Genomic DNA, 21,126 nt, shown 5'->3' with positions numbered 1-21,126 from the left:
TCCTGACGGTCGTTCAGATACCGTTCAACATACCGTCAGAGTCTTGTAGCTGTCAACAGATCAGCCTGGATGTCCAGATAACAAAAAACCCGCAGAACCTAGTGTTCATGCGGGTTTTGTGGACTTCTATGGATTTCTGTAGAACTTAAACTGGCGGAGAGGGTGGGATTCGAACCCACGATACGCCTAAACGTATACCGGATTTCGAGTCCGGCGCATTCGACCACTCTGCCACCTCTCCGGCGGTGCTGTACGGGTTTGATCAAACGGCACCATGGTCGCGCGCCGATATACGTAGAGCAGCAAAGCCAAGTATTGTACCTGAAAATTTTGGAAGAAGACAAGCGTAGGTATACCCCCAATGCGGGTGTGGCTCAGGTGGGTTGTCCCGGGTTGGGCAGGTAAACTTGAGCCCGGTCTTGCCAACTGGTTGCAACCCGATTGGTGGACAAGACAGTGCAATCGCTCAAGGGCGGCCGGACGGCACGTTAAGCATTCACACAAAATATCTTTCTATAAGATCAGATCAAGGAGCTTTGGCATATGTTGTTCTTGCTTTCCCCTGCCAAAAAATTGGATTACGACACGCCGGTTCATATCGAAACCCACACGCAACCCTTGTTCGTGGACCAGGCAGCGGGGCTGATCAAAGGTCTGAAAAAGCTGTCGGCATCGGAGGTCTCTGGTCTGATGAGTCTCAGCCCGGCCCTGGCCGAGTTGAACGTCAGCCGTTATGGCGCGTGGACGCGTAAATTCACGCAGCACAATGCGCGTCAAGCGGTGTTGGCATTCAATGGCGATGTCTACGAGGGCTTGCAAGCCAGTAGCTTGTCACCGGCCCGTCTGGCGTGGGCGCAAGAGCACGTGGCCATTCTCAGTGGCCTGTATGGCGTGCTGCGTCCGCTCGATCTGATGCAGCCGTATCGTCTGGAAATGGGTACCCGCCTGGCAACGTCCAAAGGCAAAAATCTATACGAGTATTGGGGCAGCACGATTGCCGATTATCTGAACGAACGGCTGGCTGGCGAAAAAACACCCGTTGTGGTGAATTTGGCATCGGAGGAATACTTCAAGGCCGTTGATAAATCGGTACTGAAGGCGCGCATCGTGCAGTGCGTGTTTCAGGACTGGAAAAACGACGCCTGGAAGGTCATCAGCTTTTATGCCAAGCATGCGCGCGGGTTGATGGCGCGTTATGCCATCGAGCATAAGGTCTCCAAACCCGAAGGCCTGCGCAAGTTCGACGTTGAGGGCTACGCTTACGACGCCTCGGTGTCCAGCGCCGACAAACTGGTGTTTCGCCGCAAGATTTAACGCGTGGCATATTGATGTCTGCCGGACTGCGCGTCTTTCTGTTTTTCTCGCTGGGGTACCTGGTTTCGTACCTGTTCCGCGGGGTCAATATTGGTTTTGGGCCGATTCTGACCCAAGAGCTGCATCTGTCCGCATCGGATCTCGGTACGTTGACGAGCCTGTATTTTCTGGGCTTTTCGCTGATGCAGATTCCCGCAGGGATTTTCCTGGATACCTGGGGGCCAAGGCGGGTCAACGCGATCATGCTGCTGGTGGCCGCGGCAGGTACCCTGGTGTATGGATTGTCCGACTCTCTGGCTGGCCTGATGGTGGGGCGGTTGCTGATCGGCGCGGGGGTATGCGTGTGTCTGGGGGCGGCTTTTCAGGCGCTGGCGCAAACGCACCCGTTATCGCGTTTGCCCATGATCAATGGCTTGGTAATGGCCATCGGAGGCCTCGGCGGCGTGCTGGTCGGATCGCCGCTCTCCTGGGCGCTGGGTTATACGTCATGGCAGGTGATCAGTATGGGCTTGGCGGTCGTGACCGTCGTCGTGTCCGTACTGATCTGGTTTGGCGCACCGCGCGAGGGGACTCGTCACCGCCAAGCGCCGAGCCTGGCCTCGCAGTTGCGGGGCACCTGGGCCTTGCTGTGCGACGCGCGGTATTGGCGCCTGGTGTCTCTGCCCGCGATGGCCGGTGGTGTGTATTACGGCGTGCAGTCTCTCTGGGTGCGTCCCTATCTGACTGACGTCAATGGGGTCGATGTCGAGCATGCCGCCCGGTTGGTATCGCTGTTGGGTTTTTCCATGATGGCGGGCAACGTCGGCCTGGGCATCATGGCGCGCCGTATGGAACGCTGGGGCTTGGGGCTGTATGGATTTGGTGGCGTATGCCTGCTGCTGTATCTCTTGACGCAAGCCTTGATCGTGTTGCGTGCGCCGATTCCGCTCGAAATCCTCTGGGTCTGCTATGGCGTGTTTGGATCCGCCAATATCCTGGTCTACGCATTGTTGGCGGGCGAGTTCCCGCCAGAGTTGTTGGGGCGCGTCGCGTCGACGACCAATTTGGTGATGTTCCTCATCATCTTTGCGTGTCAGGTCGGCATGGGGTGGGTTGTGGATTGGTGGCCGGGGCAGGGCGGCGTCTATCCGCCCGTCGCGCATGTGACGGCGTGGGGCGTTGTGCTGGCGCTGCAAGTCATCGCGGCGGTCTGGTATTTTTGGCCAGGCGCGCACCGCCGCCGCTGAGGGGGTGCCTTGCTCGGTCGCGAGTGGCCCAGCCATGTACGGGTCGGCATGGGCTGGGCCGGTGCAACCCGATAAACGGCCTATGCGGCGGCTGCCGTCGCCGGCCGGCTTTGGGGTGGATCGGCGACCCCGGCCATTTCCCGCCGTATTTGCGTCGACGCTCGCAACATTTGTTTTAGTGGATAGGCCAGCGCGGCCATGTCCCCCGTCGTATCGAATTGGTTCGGTAAGTCGATCGGTGCAGGGCTCTTGTCATCCAGCAAATCCACCATGCCGGTCAGCGCCTGCTGCATCGCAGCGGGGGTTTCTTTCAAGCTTGCCAGCAGCGGAATGGCCGCTGTGATCTGCGAGGCCATGATGTGATTCTGGATCAACAGGTTGTTGTACTCCGGCACATTCAATTGATGTGATTGAGGTTCGCTCATCATTCGGTAGAAGGCTTCGGCGTAGTTGCTGAATGCGATATGCACGTTTTTGCGCGCGAGGCGCCAGGCAATCTCAGTCGGCTCTGCCGTGGATGACTCGGCCACGGGGGTACCCGCTGCGTTGGCGGCCTGCATGGCTGCGGCATAGCGCAAGCCCGTGGACAGGTATTCGCGGTTGGCATTGGTGGCCGCCCGTGCCAATGGCTTCATATAGCGTGCCTCCCACCATGGCAGCACGTAGCTGCATATCAGGGCGATCGCGCAACCCAAGGCGGTATCGATCGCGCGTTCGCCAATGACCGCCATGGACACCGTGCCCGGCGCGACAAAGTGAAAGACCATCACGACGAACAGCGTGTTAAAGATCGCGCTGGCCATGTAGTTCAGCTGCAGCAGACTGTTGCCCATGATGCAGGCCACAAGCAGCACAGCGAATAGAGCTTCGGGACGGCTCGTGATCCGGAAAATCAGCAAGGCCAGAATGCAGCCGATCAACGTGCCCATCAGACGCCAGCCGTTGCGTTGGCGGGTCAGCGCAAAGCCGGGCTTCATGATGATGATGATCGTCAGCAACACCCAATAGCTATGGGCGGCAAACAGTTGTGGCGTGATCAGTTGCCCAACAATTCCCAAGGCGATGGCGGCGGCCAGCGCGACGCGCACCGCATAGCGAAAATAGGGCGAATCCAGGCGTAGGTTGCTGGTGAGCATTCCCAGGCGTAGTTCCTGGCGTGACATGAACTGTGTGAGGGATTTGTCGATACGCAGTTCGCTCGTGGGCTCGGCATCCCTGCGTGCCGCTGTGTGATCGGCGAGCTTACCTACAATGCGCGAGGCATTGCGCAAGCGTCGCAGGACTTGCACGATCAGGGCTAGTGTTTCGGGCTCGCGTTCGCCCATGCCTTGTTGCTTGAATTGCTCAATCTCGTACTCGATGGCGCGCAGTTCCGCTTTGGTGCTGCTGCGGTGCTGCGCCGTCTTGCCGCGAGAGACATCCAGCGCAATGCGATCGACTTCGACCGACATTTTGGCCAGTGCGTCACGCATGAAGAGCAAGCAATCATGGCCCGCCAGCGCGCGCCGCAACAGGGCATAGTCCGTATGCGACGCGACGAGCGTATCGAGCAACTGCAGCATGTTGACGAACATGTTCCACAACATGATCCGTTCATTGTCGCCATGCCCGCCTCCGCGTGGCAGGGTACGCAGCACAATGTCGCGGGCCGCTTGATGTTTTTCGGTCATGATGGATTGCGACTGAATCAAGGCCCGATACGAATCGTCCAGATCCGTGGTCTCGTCATAAAACCGGCTGCGCGCGGCCATATAGTCGGCGGTGGCAAACAGCGCCACCGACATGGCCTGGCGTTCTTCGCGCAGCCAGAGCAGACGGCTGAACGTCAGGCTGAAGGCCAGGTAAAACAGGGCGCCCCCCAACGTCGCTAGCGAGTGCGCCAGCACTTGTTCGGGCGCCAATGGGGAGTGCATGGTCAGCGTCATGATCAGCATCCCGCCAAATCCGATCAGCCCGCCGCGTTTGCCGAACACGGAAAACATCGAAAACACGAAACACTGGGCGATAATCGCCAACCACAACAACAGCGGGTAGGTCGAGGCCGCTCCCGTAATGGTGACCGCGGCGGTCGCCAACAGGGCGCCGCCCAGCATTTCGTTCATACGGTGTCGCTGCGGGCCGCCCGGCTGGTCGATGATCGCCAGGCACTGCGCCCCAAAGGTCGCGACCAGGCCAATGCCATACTCGCCAAACACGCCACCCAATATCAGCACAGGCAACAGCATGCCCACGCCCTGCCGCACGCCGCCAAAGAAGTAATGGCTATAGAGAAAGCGGGGAATGCTGGCGATGCGAAAGTCCATGAGCGGAGGCATTTTCAGGGGCGATTTCGCCAGTATAGAAACATGTGGAGGGTTTTGGGGCCGGATGACTGTGGGAAATATGCCAACGCCCGATTTGCTCGCAATGCCGCAACGCGGTAAATTCGCTCTCTTGCGCCGGTCTGCCTATCCGATACCGGCGCTCAGGCAAGCGGGCCGCCCGGGCTACATTCCAGGCGTTCCGCCCCAGTGATTATCTGCTGTTTGGCCGCGTCACAAGCGTGTGTTGCCAAAGCTTCCATTTCGACCTCCAGCGTCCCCCAGGGACGTTTGCGCTGCGTTCCCGACGAACGCGTGCCGGGTCGGCAGGGTGTCTGGGTGGCGAGGTTCCGTGAATCTCAAAGCGCCAGATCATGTTGTCGACGTTGGCGCCAGTTCGGTTGCTGCCGTATCAGGGCGTGCAACAGTCAGGAAAACAGGGCCGGTACTGAAAGGAATACAACATGGAAACCATAGGCGCCGACATTCTCGTGCGCTGCCTGGCCGAAGAAGGCGTGGAACACGTTTTCGGCTATCCCGGCGGCGCCGTGCTGTACATTTACGACGCAATTTTCAAGCAAGACAAGTTTCAGCATATCCTGGTGCGTCACGAGCAAGCCGCCGTGCACGCCGCCGATGCCTATTCGCGCGCGTCGCAAAAGGTCGGGGTATGTCTCGTGACCAGCGGCCCGGGCGTGACTAACGCCGTCACCGGTATCGCCACGGCCTACATGGACTCGATTCCGATGGTCATCATCAGTGGGCAAGTCCCCACTGCGGCGATCGGCGAAGACGCGTTCCAGGAATGCGACACCGTTGGCATCACCCGTCCGTGCGTCAAGCACAATTTCCTGGTGCGCGACGTAAAAGACTTGGCCGATACGATGCGCCGCGCCTTTTATATTGCCCGTACCGGGCGGCCCGGACCCGTGCTGGTCGATATCCCCAAAGACATCAGCCTGCAGCCATGCAAATATGCTCCGCCCAAGGGCGAGATCAGCATGCGTTCGTACGCGCCGGTCAACAAGGGGCACCAGGGCCAGATCAAAAAGGCCGTGCAGATGCTGCTGGCCGCCGAGCGGCCCATGATCTACGCCGGTGGTGGGGTTATTCTGTCCAACGCATCGGACGAGCTGCGACGTGTGACCGAGCAATTGGGCGCCCCTTGCACCAACACGCTGATGGGCCTGGGCGCGCTGCAAGCCAGCAGCCGACAATTTGTCGGCATGCCGGGCATGCACGGGACCTACGAGGCCAACATGGCCATGCAGCACTGTGACGTCTTGCTGGCCGTGGGCGCGCGTTTTGACGATCGTGTTATCGGTAACCCGCGACATTTCGCCCAGAACGCTCGCAAGATCATTCACATCGATATCGACCCGTCCTCGATTTCCAAGCGCGTGCGCGTCGACGTGCCTATCGTGGGCAACGTCAAAGACGTGCTGATCGAGCTCTTGGCGCAATACGACGCCGCCCGGGCTGACGCCAAGCCGGCTTCGCTGGACAAATGGTGGCAACAGATCGAGACCTGGCGCGGCAAGGAATGCCTGAAGTACGCCGGCTCCGACGAAGTGATCAAGCCGCAGTATGTGGTGGAAAAACTCTGGGAAGTCACCGGCGGCGACGCCTTTGTAACCTCGGACGTGGGTCAGCACCAGATGTGGGCCGCGCAGTATTACAAGTTCGACAAGCCGCGTCGCTGGATCAATTCCGGTGGCCTGGGCACCATGGGCGTGGGGTTGCCGTACGCCATGGGCGTGCAGATGGCGAACCCGGGGGCGGAAATCGCCGTCATTACCGGCGAAGCCTCGATCCAGATGAACATCCAGGAGCTCTCGACCTGCCAGCAGTATCACCTGACGCCCAAGATCGTTTGCCTGAACAACCGTTTTCTCGGCATGGTCCGGCAGTGGCAACAGATCGATTACGGCTCGCGCTATTCCGAGTCGTACATGGATTCTCTGCCCGATTTTGTGAAAGTCGCCGAGGCCTACGGTCACGTCGGCTTGCGCATCGAGCGTCCGGCCGATGTCGAGCCCGCATTGCGCGAAGCATTCAAGAAGCACAAGGATCGCCTGGTTTTTCTGGACTTCATCACTGACCGCACCGAAAACGTGTGGCCCATGGTGAAGGCTGGTCGCGGGCTGACCGAGATGCTGCTCGGTTCCGAAGACCTGTAAGGAGGCGGTCATGAAACATGTGATTTCCGTGCTCATGGAAAACGAACCCGGCGCGCTGTCGCGCGTGGTCGGCTTGTTTTCGGCACGAGGCTATAACATCGAAACGCTGACCGTGGCCCCCACCGAAGACGCGACGTTGTCGCGCCTGACCGTGGTGACGGTTGGCTCGGACGAAGTGATCGAACAGATCACCAAGCACCTGAATCGCCTGGTCGATGTGGTCAAGGTCGTCGACCTGACCGAGGGTGCGCACGTCGAGCGCGAGTTGATGTTGATCAAGGTGCGGGCCGTCGGCAAAGAGCGCGAAGAAATGAAGCGCATGGCCGATATCTTCCGCGGCAGCATCATCGACGTGACCGACAAGACCTACACCATTGAACTGACCGGCACGCAGGACAAGGTGCAGGCATTCATCGACGCGCTGGATCGCAGTGCCATTCTTGAAACCGTGCGCACCGGCGTGTCCGGTATCGGGCGCGGCGAACGGATCCTGAAAATCTGATGGGGCCGGTGTCCCATCTGCCCTTATCCCTGCATTAACCTGAATTCAAATATATCCGGAGTACAACATGAAAGTTTTCTACGACAAAGACTGCGACCTCTCCCTCGTTAAAGGCAAAACCGTTGCCATCATCGGCTACGGCTCGCAGGGCCACGCTCATGCGCTGAACCTGAATGATTCGGGTGTCAAGGTCGTGGTGGGCCTGCGCAAGGATGGCGCTTCGTGGAACAAGGCCGCCAACGCCGGCCTCGAAGTCAAAGAAGTCGCCGAGGCCGTCAAGGCCGCCGACGTCGTCATGATGTTGTTGCCCGACGAGAACATTGCCTCGGTGTACCGCAACGAAGTGCATGCCAACATCAAGGCCGGCGCCGCTTTGGCTTTTGCCCACGGTTTTAACGTGCACTATGGCCAAGTCGTGCCGCGTGATGACATCGACGTCATCATGATCGCTCCCAAGGCCCCCGGCCACACCGTGCGTTCGACCTACGCGCAAGGCGGCGGCGTACCTCACCTGATCGCCGTTTACCAGGACAAGTCCGGTTCCGCCCGTGACGTCGCCCTGTCGTATGCCAGCGCCAACGGCGGCGGCCGTGCCGGCATCATCGAAACCAACTTCCGCGAAGAAACCGAAACCGATCTGTTCGGCGAACAGGCCGTGCTGTGCGGCGGTACCGTCGAGTTGATCAAGGCGGGCTTTGACACGCTGGTCGAGGCGGGCTACGCGCCCGAAATGGCCTATTTCGAGTGCTTGCATGAACTGAAGCTGATCGTGGACCTGATCTACGAGGGCGGTATTGCCAACATGAACTACTCGATCTCGAACAACGCCGAATTCGGCGAATACGAGACCGGCCCCAAGATCGTCACCGAGCAAACGCGCCAAGCCATGCGCCAAGCGCTGATCGACATCCAGACCGGCGAATACGCCAAGAAGTTCATCCTGGAAAACGCGGCCGGCGCCCCCACGCTGACCTCGCGTCGCCGTATCAACGCCGAATCGCAAATCGAACAAGTCGGTGGCAAACTGCGCGCGATGATGCCCTGGATCGCCGCTAACAAGCTGGTCGACAAGTCCAAGAACTAATCGTGCTTTTGCACACGGCTCGCCCGGGAGGGTGGGCCGATGCGCTGTGTTGCGGCATCTCCTCGCGGGGATGCCGCATTTGTTTTGTCTCCTGCGCACGACTCAAGCCCCGCGGGATGAGTTAACCTCTCAGCTATTCGTTGCCATTTTCTGTAAATATGTCCAATTTTTCTATGCGCGACCCTGAAAACCGTCATCGCAGCATCTATTTGTTGCCTAATGCCTTCACGACCGCGGCTTTGTTTGCCGGGTTCTATGCGGTCGTGCAGGCAATGAACAATCAGTTTGAGACGGCCGCGATCGCCATTTTCGTCGCCATGGTGCTGGATGGCATGGATGGTCGCGTCGCCCGGCTGACCAATACGCAGTCGGCGTTTGGTGAGCAATATGACTCTTTGTCGGATATGACGTCGTTTGGCGTGGCACCCGCGCTGGTGATGTATGAGTGGGTACTTAATGACCTGGGGCGCTGGGGCTGGCTGGCGGCTTTTGTCTATGTGGCCGGGGCGGCCCTGCGGCTGGCACGCTTCAATACCAATATTGGCGTGGTCGACAAGCGCTATTTTCAGGGGTTGCCCAGTCCGGCCGCTGCTGCGCTGGTGGCGGGCTTTGTCTGGCTGGCCATTGACAACAAGCTCCCCTTACAAGACGGCGTGATGGCCTGGGTCGCCTTTGGTTTGACCATGTATGCCGGCGTCAGCATGGTGTCCAATGCCTCGTTCTTCAGCGGGAAGAACTTTGCCCTGGGCCGTAGCGTGCCGTTTTGGGGAATCCTGCTGGTCGTCGCTGTATTCGTGTTTGTGTCCAGCGATCCCCCCGTGGTGCTGTTCGGCCTGTTTGTCCTGTATGGCTTGTCCGGCTGGGTCGTCATGGCCTGGCGCTGGAATCGCGCCAAACGGTTTCAACAAGGGCGCCGTTCGCACAGCGAGTGACGGCCCGAATCAAGGGGGCGCGCTGATGGGCCGGCGCCGATAGGTCGCTGGACCCACGCCGCCTTAGCGCCAGGGCAGTTCCTCGTCGTACATGGGATCCGGCCCCGGATGAAACCGGGTCAGCGCGTTGCCATCGCGGCCCAGGTACACGTACATCAGCGAGTTCCAGACCTGCGACTGCTTGTAGCGGTACGCCCAGACGACCTGGCGTACGCTGGGCAGGCCGACTTCCGAGATTTCTGCCGGTGGACCGAATTCGCAGAGGATGCGGTCGCTGGTCCAGGTGCCGGTGCGCAGCACCTCGAAATGCGCGTCAGTCAAGATCGGCACGACCTGATCTACGCGCCCGTCGGCGCTGACATTGCCGCCCCAGGCGTATTGCCCGGAGGGCTGCTGGGTCCAAATGACGCGACGCACGCCGTCAGGCAGCGTGCACTCGAAATTGGGGTGGCCAAATTGCGCGGTCACGTCGGCCAGCGGGGTATTCGGCGGCAACTGGTTGAAATTGGCACAGGCCGACAGTGCGCCCACGGCGGCCAACGCGGCGACGCGGCTTGCCAAGCGGTAGGAGGGACGTGGCATGGCGGTTCTCCAATGCGGCGGCGGCCGAGTGGGGGCCGGAGCCAAAATAGGACGGCCAGACAACACCTTGAGCGGCCGAATAGGGCAATTCTAGCGAATCGGCTATAATCGTCTTCGTTATTTGCCCGGCTATCGTGCATAGCTGGGCAAATTAACATCGAACGTAGCAATTTGTATTGCTGATAACCGCATTGTTAATAACCCCACGGTAGGGCACCTCGGCCCTGCCGCCAGTCCAAAGAGGTCATTCCATGTCCGTAGCTGACATTAAAAAAGCCGACATCGTCGCCGAGTTTCAACGCGCCCAGGGCGATACCGGTTCCCCCGAAGTTCAAGTGGCTCTGCTGACCGCCCGTATCAATGAATTGACTGGTCACTTCAAAGAACACATGAAGGACCACCACTCGCGCCGCGGTCTGCTGCGCATGGTCAGCCGCCGTCGCAAACTGCTCGACTACCTCAAGGGTCGCAAGCCCGAATCGTATCGCGCCCTGATCGAAAAACTCGGTCTGCGCAAGTGATCGACGGGGTTGGCACCCCATGACACAACCGTGGTCGTTGCGGCGTTGGTCGCAGCGGCCACGGTTTTTCATTTGTAAGGAATCCTCGTCATGTTCAATAAAGTGACTAAATCGTTCCAATACGGCCAACACACGGTCGTACTGGAAACCGGCGAGATCGCGCGCCAAGCTTCTGGCGCAGTGCTGGTGTCGGTGGACGACACCGTTGTGCTGGCTACCGTTGTGGCAGCCAAGAAGGCCAAGCCCGGTCAGACGTTCTTCCCTCTGACGGTCGACTACATCGAGAAAACCTATGCCGCGGGTCGTATCCCCGGTGGGTTCTTCAAACGTGAAGGCAAACCGTCCGAAAAAGAAACGCTGACCTCGCGCCTGATCGATCGCCCGTTGCGTCCGCTGTTCCCCGAAGACTTCTACAACGAAGTCCAAGTCGTGCTGCACACCGTGTCGGTCAACCCCGACATCGATCCCGATATTCCCGCCATGATCGGCGCGTCCGCCGCCTTGGCGATTTCGGGCATCCCCTTCAATGGCCCGATCGGCGCCGCTCGTGTTGGTTATATCGATGACCAGTACGTGCTGAACCCGACCGCTGCGCAACTGCCGTCGTCCAAGATGAATCTGGTCGTCGCCGGCACCGAAAACGCCGTGCTGATGGTCGAGTCCGAGGCCAAGCAGCTGTCCGAAGACATCATGCTGGGTGGCGTGGTGTACGGTCACGAGCAATTGCAGGCCGCCATCAACGCTATCCATGAGTTGGTGCGCGAAGCCGGCAAGCCCGATTGGGATTGGCAACCCGCTCCCAAGAACGAAGCCTTGATCGCCGCGGTGAGCGCGGCAGCCCAAGACGGTTTGGTGGCTGCCTATCAAGTTCGCGAAAAGCAAGCGCGTACGACGCAATTGCGCCAGGTGTATAGCGATGTGCACGCCAAGCTGGCTGAGCAGGCAACTGCCGCCGGTCAGGCCGCGCCCGACTCCGTCGAAGTCGACAACCTGCTGTTCAACATCGAAGCCGGCATCGTGCGCGGCCAGATCCTGAACGGCGAGCCCCGTATCGACGGTCGCGATACCCGCACCGTACGTCCCATCAGCGTGCGCCTGGGCGTATTGCCGCGCGCGCACGGCAGTGCCTTGTTCACCCGTGGTGAAACGCAGGCGCTGGTGGTGGCCACGCTGGGCACCAAGCAAGACGAGCAGATCATCGACGCGCTCATGGGCGAGTACCGTGACCGCTTCATGCTGCACTACAACATGCCTCCCTTTGCGACTGGCGAAACCGGCCGTATCGGCGTGCCCAAGCGCCGCGAGATCGGCCATGGCCGTCTGGCCAAGCGTGCCTTGGTGTCGCTGCTGCCCGCACATGATGAGTTCCAGTACACCATTCGTCTGGTCTCCGAAATCACCGAATCCAACGGCTCGTCGTCGATGGCATCGGTGTGCGGTGGTTCGCTGGCCATGATGGACGCCGGTGTGCCCCTGAAAGATCACGTGGCCGGTGTGGCCATGGGCTTGATCCTGGACAACGGCAAGTTTGCCGTCCTGACCGATATCCTGGGCGACGAAGATCACCTGGGCGACATGGACTTCAAGGTTGCCGGTACGCAAAACGGTATCACCGCGCTGCAGATGGACATCAAGATCCAGGGCATCACCAAGGAAATCATGCAGGTCGCGCTGGCCCAGGCCCGCGAAGGCCGTCTGCATATCCTGAGCAAGATGACCGAGGCACTGGACGGTTCGCGTGGCGAATTGTCGGCCTTTGCTCCGCGCATGTTGACCATCAAGATCAACCCCGAAAAGATCCGCGACGTGATCGGCAAGGGCGGCGCCACCATCCGTGCGTTGACCGAAGAAACCGGTACGCAGATCGACATTTCCGATGATGGCACCATCGTGATCGCCAGCGTCGACGAAACTCAGGCTAAAGAAGCCCAGCGTCGTATTGTCGAACTGACTGCGGATGTCGAAGTCGGCCAAGTCTACGAAGGCGCGGTATTGCGTCTGCTGGACTTCGGCGCCATCGTTCAGGTGTTGCCGGGTCGTGATGGTTTGCTGCACATCTCCGAGATCGCCAACTACCGCATCGCCAACATCAACGATGTGCTCAAGGTCGGCCAGCAGGTTCGCGTCAAAATCATCGAAGCCGATGACAAGGGCCGTCTGCGTCTGTCCATCAAAGCCATCGGCGGGATCGAGCAACAGCAGCAGCCCGCTGCCGATGCCGCTCCTGCGTCGGAGCCGCAAGCTGAATAAGCTTTGCGTTTCTTGAGCAAAAACGGCACCGAAAGGTGCCGTTCTTGTTCCGAATTACGGTAAATTGCGGAACGCAGCATTGACGCGGGGACACAGTGACCCTGCCGCGACGCGACGGAGTCCGCATGGCCAGTACAGGAAATCACCCGATATGAGGTGCCCGCGATGGGCGGGCTGGATTGTTGCCAGCGCGAGTTTGCTGTGGGGCACCGGCTGCACCTTCGGTCAGCCAGAGGCGGTGGGGCCGCGCAGCGAGGACATGTCCATGGACCAGTTCGCGCAGACCGACTTCAATCGCACCGTCACCCTCGAGATCCGCGACAACCTGAGCAGCCTGTACAGCTTGCTCGACAAACTTTATCGCCGCAATCCCCGCGAATGGCGCAAGGCCGGCGTTGCCGATCAACAGGCTGCCGTCGCCCGGGTGCGCAAAATGATCGAAACCCGTACGCCGCCACCAGGCCTCAGTGGATTACAAGACATCCAGATTTTGGCGGTCTCCCTGGATCCCGCTTACTCACGCGATCGCGTCGCGGCTTTTATTTACGGTCTGGCTGACACCGTGATCGCCGCGCATAACGGTAAAACTCGTCTCTATGTTTCGGATATTTTGCACGGACAACGGATCTACAACGCCGCGCGCAATGTTGAGGCTGCCGCCTGGCTGCTGGCGTCGCGTCGCGACAATACCGGCGAGCTTCTGCTATTGGCCAACGAAATTTCGCCGACTGCGACGAACCTCAGCTTCGAGCGCGAGTTCGGCGCCATCATTGGCCGCCTCGATTTGATCGCCAACCTCTTGGGCGAGAATAACCGGCGCGTCGGCATCAATTACGCCCAGGGCTTGCTGTTCTTTAACTTCCTGCCCGTACGCTGACGTTTTACACTGCCAGGGTGCCCCGGTCATTGTCGGCACGGAATGTGCGTCCCTTTACCGTCCATGGACGTGGCGACGCTCTTATTACTGGATTCGCACGTGATCGATCTCGCCACCATTCAAGCCGCCCGCGCCCGCCTGCAAGGGCAAGTTCTTAAAACGCCTTTCACGCATTCGCGCACGCTGTCCGATATCCTGGGCGCAGAGATCTGGCTGAAATTCGAAAACCTGCAATTCACCGCCTCGTTCAAAGAGCGCGGGGCGCTGAATCGTATGCTGGCGTTGACTCCCGAAGAACGCCTCAAGGGCGTGATCGCTGTGTCGGCCGGTAATCATGCCCAGGGTGTCGCCTACCACGCGCAGCGCATGGGGATACCCGCCGTCATTGTGATGCCGCGCTTTACACCGACCGTCAAAGTCGCCAATACCCGTCGCTTCGGAGCCGAGGTTGTACTGCACGGCGACACGTTTGATGACGCGCAGGCACGAGGCTACGAGTTGGTGCGTGAGCGTGGCCTCATCATGATTCATCCCTATGACGACCCCGCCGTGATTGCCGGGCAGGGGACGCTGGCGCTGGAAATGCTGGAAGACCAGCCCGATCTGGATGCCATGGTTATCGCGATTGGTGGCGGCGGCCTGATTGGCGGCATTGCGACTGCCGCGCGGGCCATTAAACCCAATATTGAAATCGTGGGCGTACAAACCGAGCGCTTTCCGTCCATGTATGCGGCCCTGAAGGGCGCTTCGATGGCGTCGGGCCACTACACCATCGCCGAAGGCATTGCGGTGAAATCGCCTGGCGTGCTTACGCAGGAAATCGCGCGGCGCCTGGTCGATCGCGTCGAGTTAGTGAGCGAGGGCGACATCGAGCACGCCATCGTGGTGCTACTGGAGATCGAAAAAACCGTGGTCGAAGGGGCGGGAGCTGCCGGGTTGGCGGCCTTGCTGCGCGACCAGGCAGAGGGGCACCAAGGTTTTCGCGGCAAGCGGGTGGCCCTGGTGCTGACCGGGGGGAATATTGACCCATTAATGCTGGGCGAGTTGATCGAGCGAGGCATGGTTCGGGCGGGCCGCCTGGCGCGTATTCGGGTCGATCTGCGCGACTTGCCCGGCGCCCTGGCGCATGCCACCAAGCTTATCGCGGATGCGCAAGCCAACATTACCGAAGTGCATCACCAGCGCGCTTTCACGGCCCTACCTGTCCGTAACGTCGAGGTGGATTTTGTCCTGCAGACACGCGGTGCGGAGCACATTCAGGAAGTCATCGACATCCTGAATGCGGCGGGTTTTGCGGCGAGTAATCATGACCATTGAGTGATTGCTCTGATGCAACGGGACGAACGGCCATGCCACGTCCGTTACCTGGACTCTGGGCAGGCAACCGCGGCGGTTATATCCCGTCGCGAGCGACCAGGGCCTTGAGTCGGTACAGGCGCTCGCGATGCAGCGTAGCTGCCAGGGGTTCAGGGTCTCGCCCCAGGGCGATATAGTCGGTCGGGACCGCGCGAATCGACTCACGCAGTAGATCCGCGTCCTCTTGCCACCACTGCGACAGGAGGCGGTCCGGATTAAATACATCCAGACCCTGGCGACGCAATTCCGACCGGTTAAAGTCCTTCAGGTTCCAGGTGGCCACCAGTACCTGGGGCGGCTGCTGCAGCCCACAGCGGGCACGTCGCGCCAAACCGGCCGCGATAACGTGAAAATCTTTGGGGTCGCTGTAACGTAACCCGCTCTCGTAGACCTGCAGATCGTCTTGCGCTGCATGCGGAAAGCGTTCGTTCATCTCTGCCCATTGCGTCTCCAGCACGTCCACCGGGATCGCCCATAGTCGCCCCGCATTCCGACGCCATTCCTCGCCAATGCGCTCGCTCCAGACAGGTTGGTAGATGCCACGCGCGGCCAGATGCAGCATGAGCCGCCGCACAATGCCAGACATCAATACACAGGCATCCAAAACGACAAATGGGCGGGAAGAGGGGGGAAGAGCAGGCACAGTCATGACGCCGTCTTGGCGCCCTAAAAACAGCAGAGGTCACACTGTAACAGGTACCTACGGCGCAACGTGTCCCCACTTTATCGTAACAAAACGCATCTTCGGGATGGATCGCGAGTAAGGGAAGGGTTTTCCCGTCGTTTCAGATAGTTATAGATTCACGATAGCTATCAGGGAAAACCGCATTGAGGCCCCGTGGGTATTCGAGTAGTTTGCGAAGAGACCTATACAGGGTTATTTTGCCTTGTCAGCGTGTCATTTTCATGACGACCATTCAGCGACAGCCGCATGCTTGAGTCGGTCGACGAGCTCCCCCGGAGATTGTTTGTGGATATCCCTAGCTTCTTTCAGACCCGTCCCATCATTGCCCATACTGCCGTAGACGGCCTGAAATTCAGGCAAATGGCGGGCTATGAGGGCTTGTCACAGCTATTCGAGTTCGACGTCGAGCTGCTTGCGGAGAACTTCAACCTGGATTTGAAGCAATTGCTGGGCAAGCCGTTGAGCCTGGAGCTGGCGACGTCGGCGGCGACACGCTATCTGAGCGGGCAAGTGGTCCGTTGCGTTATGGTTGGCCGCGAAAACAGCGTTTCACGCAACTATATCTATAAGGCCACGGTAAAGCCCTGGCTCTGGTATCTGACGCAGACGTCGGATAACAAGATTTTCCAGCAAAAGAACGTCCCCGACATTATCAAAGAAGTGCTTGGGGAATACGGCTATCCGTTTGAGATCAAGCTGACGGGCAGCTACCGTTCGTGGGAATACTGCGTTCAATATCAGGAAACCGACTTTGCCTTCATCAGTCGCCTGATGGAGCACGAAGGAATCTACTACTACTTCAAGCACGAAAAAGACCAGCACACCCTGGTTCTGACGGATGATATCGCCTCGCACAGCCCGATGCCGGGCTACGACACGATTCCGTACTACGGTCCGGATCGCACGGCGACCCCTCAGGAAGAATACGTTTCCATGTGGGAAATCTCGGCGCAGGTCACGCCGGATGGTTACGCAACCGTCGATTATGACTTCACCAAACCGGGCGCCAGCCTGGACGCCATGTCCAGGCGCAAGGGCGGCTCGGAGCCCGGTAATTTGGAAATGTTCGAATGGCAGGGTGGCTTTCAGGAAGCGCAGCACGGCGAGCAATATGCCCGTATCCGTCTCGAAGAACTGCAAAGCATCCAGGAACAAAACATGGGCCTGAGCAATGCTCGAGGTCTGGCGGCGGGCCATTTGTTTACGCTGCGCAATCATCCCCGTAACGCGGAAAACCGCGAATACCTGGTGGTGATGGTCAACTATCGGATGAGTGTTGGCGGCTATTCCTCGGGTGGTGGCCTGGAGGAGTTTTACGAAGCCTCATTCTCGGTATTGCCGTCGAACGTCCAATATCGCGCACCGCGCATTACGCCGATTCCCCGTACCTACGGACCGCAAACGGCCCGTGTCGTCGGGCCGGCGGGCAAAGAGCTCTGGACCGATAAATACGGCCGCATCAAGATCCAATTCCACTGGGACCGCTACGGCCAGAAAAACGAAAGCAGTTCGTGCTGGGTGCGCGTGTCGAGCCCGTGGGCGGGGGGTGGTTTTGGTGGGCTGCAATTACCGCGGATTAATGACGAGGTTGTCGTTGATTTTATTGGTGGATGCCCGGATAGGCCGATTGTGCTGGGGCGCGTTTATAACGCGAATAATATGCCGCCGGTGGAATTGCCTGCGGGTGCTAACCAGAGCGGTTTCCGTAGTCAGTCGGTATATGGTGATCCGACGATGTGCAATAAGATGCTTTTTGATGACACGCTGGGGGCTGAGTTAGTGCATCAGCGGGCGCAGAAGGATCATTGTCATGAGGTGGTGAATAACCATGATCATACGGTGGGCTGCAATTACAGCGTAGATATCGGTGCGCATTACAGCATCAAGGCGAAGACACTGACGGTAGAGATCTGCGAAGAGACCAACGTCACGCTTAACGGGCCCACCACGGTGAACCGGAAGGCTTATTCCGCCGATACCCAGGGCACCGTGCTGGAGACCACAACTGGCGATGTCACCAAATCGACCACGGGCATATTGGTTGACACGCAGACGGGCGTACAGACGCTGACTAACATTGGCGCCGTTGGGCATTTTTTGCTGGGCGCGTCCGGTTCGGTTCAGGTCGGTAATTTCAAAAAAACGATTTTCGGCAACGTAGGCTGATAGCCGAGGCTTTAGGGGTCACTGTATATGCCGAATCTGGCCGAGGATATCATTGCTGCTGTCAATGAGGAGATCAATAATCTGGGCGGATCAGCATCCCCCGAAGTCGTCGAGGAAATCGTTGTTCGACACGCCAAGACGGGCGCAGGCGATGATCCGGTCTTGCAGCAAGAGGCTGCGGAACTCGCCCGCAATCAGCTCAAGACCGGGATGGATCCCGATGCAGCGGCGGTATCCGCTGCGACCCAGACCTATCAGAAAGGCCAGAGCCAGCTTCCCAGTCTAGAGGATAACGGCGATGAGCTATTGGGATATCGCCCCGCGGGAAGCAAGGGCACACCTGGGAAAAGCGAGATCGACAAGTATCTGGAGAATCACGATGCCCCGATGACGTCCGCTCAGCGCGAAATGCTATCGGAGACGACCTCTGCAATGAACGACGCGGGCATGTCTCCCGAGTTGGCCGCCCCGGCTCAGGCTGCGATTATCAATGCGACGCAGGACGGTACCTTGATGCCGGCTGGCATCGACATTCATGAAAATCTGACCGCCGTCGTGCACGACAAAGTCACTCTTGATTTGCAGAACAGCCAAATCAAGACGACGAAGGGAGCGGTGGAATACAACCATACGGCAGGCGATTTTCACCTCACGGCCAAGGACGTCAAGTTGACGGCGGAAACGGTAGCGATCCTCGCTTCGGAGACGGAAACCAACATCGTTCATAACCATAAACGTTCGTCACGGAGCGTTTACTCTGTCTCTCTGGGTACGACGACCGTGACGACGAATCCCTTAGTGGATCTGACCCTGACAGGGGTCGGGGTCGATCTCAATCTCGTCAATGCCAGCTATGGCACCGTGCGGGTTGGCTCTGCACTGCGCATGGATACTTGGGGGGCCGGACGTATTGGGTTCAAAGGCGTCTCCCATGAGACGGTACCGAACAAGTACATGGAAAAATTCAACAGCCGTCTTATCAAGACGGTGATTGCCTTGATCATTCTGCCATGATGATTTTGTCCAGGGGAGACTATCGATGAGTGGTGAGATTCCGTACGTCCGCCCCGGCTCTAAAGCGGCACAAGCTGTCGATGAAGTCGGCGGCTATTTTGCCAATCATCCCAATCCCACGCCCGCCGAATTAGAGGCGATGGTCAAGGCTCGCATCATGAATCATGGGGGGGATCCGGTGACGGCCGCGGCATCGGCCGCAACGGCCAGAGAGCTGGCCAGCCGCAGTCCCGGACAGGAGCAGGCGGTGGCCGAGCAATTGGTCGGCGTGACGCTGGCGGATCCTGCCAGAGCCGGCCAGTCTGTGATGCAGGACACGCGCAATGCCTGGCAGGCGGCCGAGCAAAGTGGTGGAGAGGTCGACAAAGCGGGAATCGCTCGTGACCAGGGGAAACAGGCGCTTGCCGATGCTGGCGCCATGGACACTGCGTCTTCTGCGCTATTTGATACTAAATTTCAGGGATACCTGGATCAAGGTATCAGCCCCGACATGGCCGCCGCTCAAGCCGTGGCAGCGGTGCTCGCCCAGTCCACTCCCCAGGCGGATTCGTTTTCGATCTATGGTTATTTGACGATGCTCGTGCATGGCAATACGGACTACTCTTTCAATAATGCAGAGCAAGTCGACATTAAGGGCAGCGCGATACATACCAATTTTTCGACGACCACCTACAACATGGGGGGCCATGACTTCCTCGTCGATTGCGATACGATCAAAACGAAAAGCACGGGGGAGGATGTGCGCACCCATAGTGGTCATGCCATCGGTCGCTACGAACGCACGTATTATTCGACAGCCTTGTCGTCGGTGTCTGGGTACTACTATCGCCACAAATTCGGTACGTTGAGCAAGGCCGTGTCCGGAGCATCGTTCATAGGGAGTGGGGGACGCGTTTATTTGGCCGGGTTGGATTCCGATCTCGTGCTGTGGAAAAACAAGGGGTCTGCCAATGATATTCGTTGGACGGTGCTGGACCTGGTGATTTTTGGGGTGCTGATGACTACTGCCATTTCTCATCGTATTAAGTGATGATGCGTTCTGTTTGCCATTCCTGGTTGTGCCAGAGGCGTTTGAGCTATCACGTACCTTTCCTCAGGACGATGCGTCATGTCTGACCTTCCGACCATTGGTTTTACTCCCATTCCTGGATCCAGCGCCGCTGACGCCATGGCTCGGGTGAGCGGCATCGCACTCGACGAGAGCAATATTCAGAGCAGCGTCATGGATGTTTTGCTGGATTCGGGAGTCGATCGAATGACAGCATCGGCGGCAAGCGAAACGGCCGCGCAGATTGCCTCGAATAATCCCACCATTCGTGATCCGAACACCGGTGAGATTACCAAGCAGGGCGTTGATTTGCAGAATCTGGCCCAGAACCTGGTGGGTAATACGGTCGCGGACCCGCGAGTGGCTGCGAATGGCGCCGCGTCGCGCGTCGATAAATTGCCTGCTTCGCTGTCCGACCAGGAGCGCGCCGACCAAGCTATTGCCATCGCGGGAGAAGAGGCTGCCAGGGCTGGGGCGAGCAGCAGTGCCGCCGAGGACAAGACGCGAGAGGCGCTGGCGGCCGGCATGTCGCCACGTGATGCGGCCCTGGCGGGAACTGCCGCGGCGGTATCGATCGCAGTTGCCGATAACCCGAGTCCCTCTGGATTGGAAATCTTCGGCTATTTCAATGCCATGGTTCAGGGGCTGGTCACGGAGACCTACCTGGGAAAAGAAACCAGGCACATAAACAATGGTTCCGTGTGGACAGTGGATAACAGTTTTATCCAAACGACATCTGGCGCGCTCACGATCAATTGCGCGCACTATCGGGCCACGGCCGATCACGACGAAAGTATTGCGGACTATTCTGTGGGTATCTATAGCGGCGGCTACGAAATGTATGCGTTGCTCCCCTTGACGGCAGTCGGGGGTAGCGCCAGCGGTGCACTGCTTTCTACGTCGCTTACTTGGGCGAAACTCTCGTCTATCGCCCCTCTCAAAGAGATTGGTTTTGGTGGCGATTTCTATGTGACGCTACTGACTACTGAAGTGACCGAGGATCAACGGGCGAATGCTCGAAAGAAAATTCAACAGGCAGGTATCGCACTCTGGAAAGCGTGCAAGAAACTCAAATTCGGATAACAAGCA

At 58.8% G+C, this 21,126-nt stretch carries 17 protein-coding genes and 1 tRNA gene; 14 read left to right on the top strand and 4 right to left on the bottom strand.

Going from position 1 to position 21,126, the window contains the following annotated elements; all coding sequences use genetic code 11:
• Positions 1-151 precede the first annotated feature (151 nt).
• A tRNA-Ser gene (locus tag ACYVDM_RS04305) sits at positions 152-241 on the bottom strand.
• Between the two features lie 302 nt (positions 242-543).
• On the opposite strand from ACYVDM_RS04305, the gene yaaA reads away from it, so the two are divergent.
• Together yaaA and ACYVDM_RS04295 are read left to right on the top strand one after the other, a co-directional pair.
• Entirely contained in the window at positions 544-1,314 is a 771-nt protein-coding gene (yaaA, locus tag ACYVDM_RS04300; RefSeq protein WP_415789040.1) for a peroxide stress protein YaaA, read from the top strand.
• A gap of 14 nt (positions 1,315-1,328) precedes the next feature.
• Positions 1,329-2,540 (top strand): MFS transporter, encoded by a 1,212-nt coding sequence (locus tag ACYVDM_RS04295; RefSeq protein WP_415789038.1) that lies wholly within the window; start codon positions 1,329-1,331, stop codon positions 2,538-2,540.
• 80 nt (positions 2,541-2,620) lie between these two features.
• Here the strand turns inward: ACYVDM_RS04295 and ACYVDM_RS04290 are convergent, their stop codons facing one another.
• The gene (locus tag ACYVDM_RS04290; RefSeq protein WP_415789036.1) at positions 2,621-4,843 is read right to left on the bottom strand and encodes an FUSC family protein; all 2,223 of its coding nucleotides are present in this window, start codon (positions 4,841-4,843) and stop codon (positions 2,621-2,623) included.
• Between the two features lie 461 nt (positions 4,844-5,304).
• Between ACYVDM_RS04290 and ACYVDM_RS04285 the strand changes: the two genes are divergently transcribed.
• From ACYVDM_RS04285 to pssA, 4 genes are all read left to right on the top strand, one after another.
• On the top strand, positions 5,305-7,020 hold the full coding sequence (locus ACYVDM_RS04285; protein WP_415789034.1) for an acetolactate synthase 3 catalytic subunit: 1,716 nt from the start codon (positions 5,305-5,307) through the stop codon (positions 7,018-7,020).
• Between the two features lie 10 nt (positions 7,021-7,030).
• Complete coding sequence (gene ilvN, locus ACYVDM_RS04280) at positions 7,031-7,522, top strand: acetolactate synthase small subunit (RefSeq protein ID WP_415789032.1); 492 nt, start codon at positions 7,031-7,033, stop codon at positions 7,520-7,522.
• Positions 7,523-7,589: 67 nt separating this feature from the next.
• A complete protein-coding gene (ilvC, locus tag ACYVDM_RS04275) occupies positions 7,590-8,606 on the top strand; it encodes a ketol-acid reductoisomerase (RefSeq protein WP_415789030.1) in 1,017 nt (338 codons plus the stop codon).
• Positions 8,607-8,764: 158 nt separating this feature from the next.
• Positions 8,765-9,538 carry a CDP-diacylglycerol--serine O-phosphatidyltransferase gene (gene pssA, locus ACYVDM_RS04270; RefSeq protein ID WP_415789028.1) on the top strand — a complete coding sequence of 258 codons (774 nt, stop codon included), beginning with the start codon at positions 8,765-8,767 and terminating at the stop codon, positions 9,536-9,538.
• A gap of 63 nt (positions 9,539-9,601) precedes the next feature.
• Here pssA and ACYVDM_RS04265 read toward each other — a convergent pair whose 3' ends face one another.
• A complete protein-coding gene (locus tag ACYVDM_RS04265) occupies positions 9,602-10,120 on the bottom strand; it encodes a ParB N-terminal domain-containing protein (RefSeq protein ID WP_415789026.1) in 519 nt (172 codons plus the stop codon).
• Between the two features lie 251 nt (positions 10,121-10,371).
• Here ACYVDM_RS04265 and rpsO point away from each other — a divergent pair, with 251 nt between their 5' ends.
• The 4 genes from rpsO (at position 10,372) to ACYVDM_RS04245 (ending at position 15,085) form a co-directional block, all read left to right on the top strand.
• The gene (gene rpsO / locus ACYVDM_RS04260; RefSeq protein WP_415789024.1) at positions 10,372-10,641 is read left to right on the top strand and encodes a 30S ribosomal protein S15; all 270 of its coding nucleotides are present in this window, start codon (positions 10,372-10,374) and stop codon (positions 10,639-10,641) included.
• A gap of 90 nt (positions 10,642-10,731) precedes the next feature.
• The gene (pnp, locus tag ACYVDM_RS04255) at positions 10,732-12,891 is read left to right on the top strand and encodes a polyribonucleotide nucleotidyltransferase (RefSeq protein ID WP_415789022.1); all 2,160 of its coding nucleotides are present in this window, start codon (positions 10,732-10,734) and stop codon (positions 12,889-12,891) included.
• 151 nt (positions 12,892-13,042) lie between these two features.
• Positions 13,043-13,768 (top strand): hypothetical protein, encoded by a 726-nt coding sequence (locus ACYVDM_RS04250; protein WP_415789021.1) that lies wholly within the window; start codon positions 13,043-13,045, stop codon positions 13,766-13,768.
• Positions 13,769-13,867: 99 nt separating this feature from the next.
• Complete coding sequence (locus ACYVDM_RS04245) at positions 13,868-15,085, top strand: threonine ammonia-lyase (RefSeq protein ID WP_415789632.1); 1,218 nt, start codon at positions 13,868-13,870, stop codon at positions 15,083-15,085.
• Between the two features lie 76 nt (positions 15,086-15,161).
• Here ACYVDM_RS04245 and ACYVDM_RS04240 read toward each other — a convergent pair whose 3' ends face one another.
• Positions 15,162-15,710, bottom strand: coding sequence for a PIN domain-containing protein (locus ACYVDM_RS04240; RefSeq protein ID WP_415789630.1), 549 nt, complete (start codon positions 15,708-15,710; stop codon positions 15,162-15,164).
• A gap of 384 nt (positions 15,711-16,094) precedes the next feature.
• Between ACYVDM_RS04240 and ACYVDM_RS04235 the strand changes: the two genes are divergently transcribed.
• From ACYVDM_RS04235 to ACYVDM_RS04220, 4 genes are all read left to right on the top strand, one after another.
• Positions 16,095-17,975, top strand: coding sequence for a type VI secretion system Vgr family protein (locus ACYVDM_RS04235; RefSeq protein ID WP_415789019.1), 1,881 nt, complete (start codon positions 16,095-16,097; stop codon positions 17,973-17,975).
• Positions 17,976-18,002: 27 nt separating this feature from the next.
• On the top strand, positions 18,003-18,989 hold the full coding sequence (locus ACYVDM_RS04230) for a hypothetical protein (RefSeq protein ID WP_415789017.1): 987 nt from the start codon (positions 18,003-18,005) through the stop codon (positions 18,987-18,989).
• A 25-nt stretch (positions 18,990-19,014) separates the two neighbouring features.
• The gene (locus ACYVDM_RS04225; protein ID WP_415789015.1) at positions 19,015-20,019 is read left to right on the top strand and encodes a hypothetical protein; all 1,005 of its coding nucleotides are present in this window, start codon (positions 19,015-19,017) and stop codon (positions 20,017-20,019) included.
• A 78-nt stretch (positions 20,020-20,097) separates the two neighbouring features.
• Positions 20,098-21,120, top strand: coding sequence for a hypothetical protein (locus ACYVDM_RS04220; protein ID WP_415789012.1), 1,023 nt, complete (start codon positions 20,098-20,100; stop codon positions 21,118-21,120).
• Positions 21,121-21,126 lie beyond the last annotated feature (6 nt).

It is taken from the genome of Bordetella tumulicola, from assembly GCF_054779135.1.
Note: the sequence above shows the minus strand (reverse complement) of the source record. Positions and strands in the feature narration are given on the sequence as shown.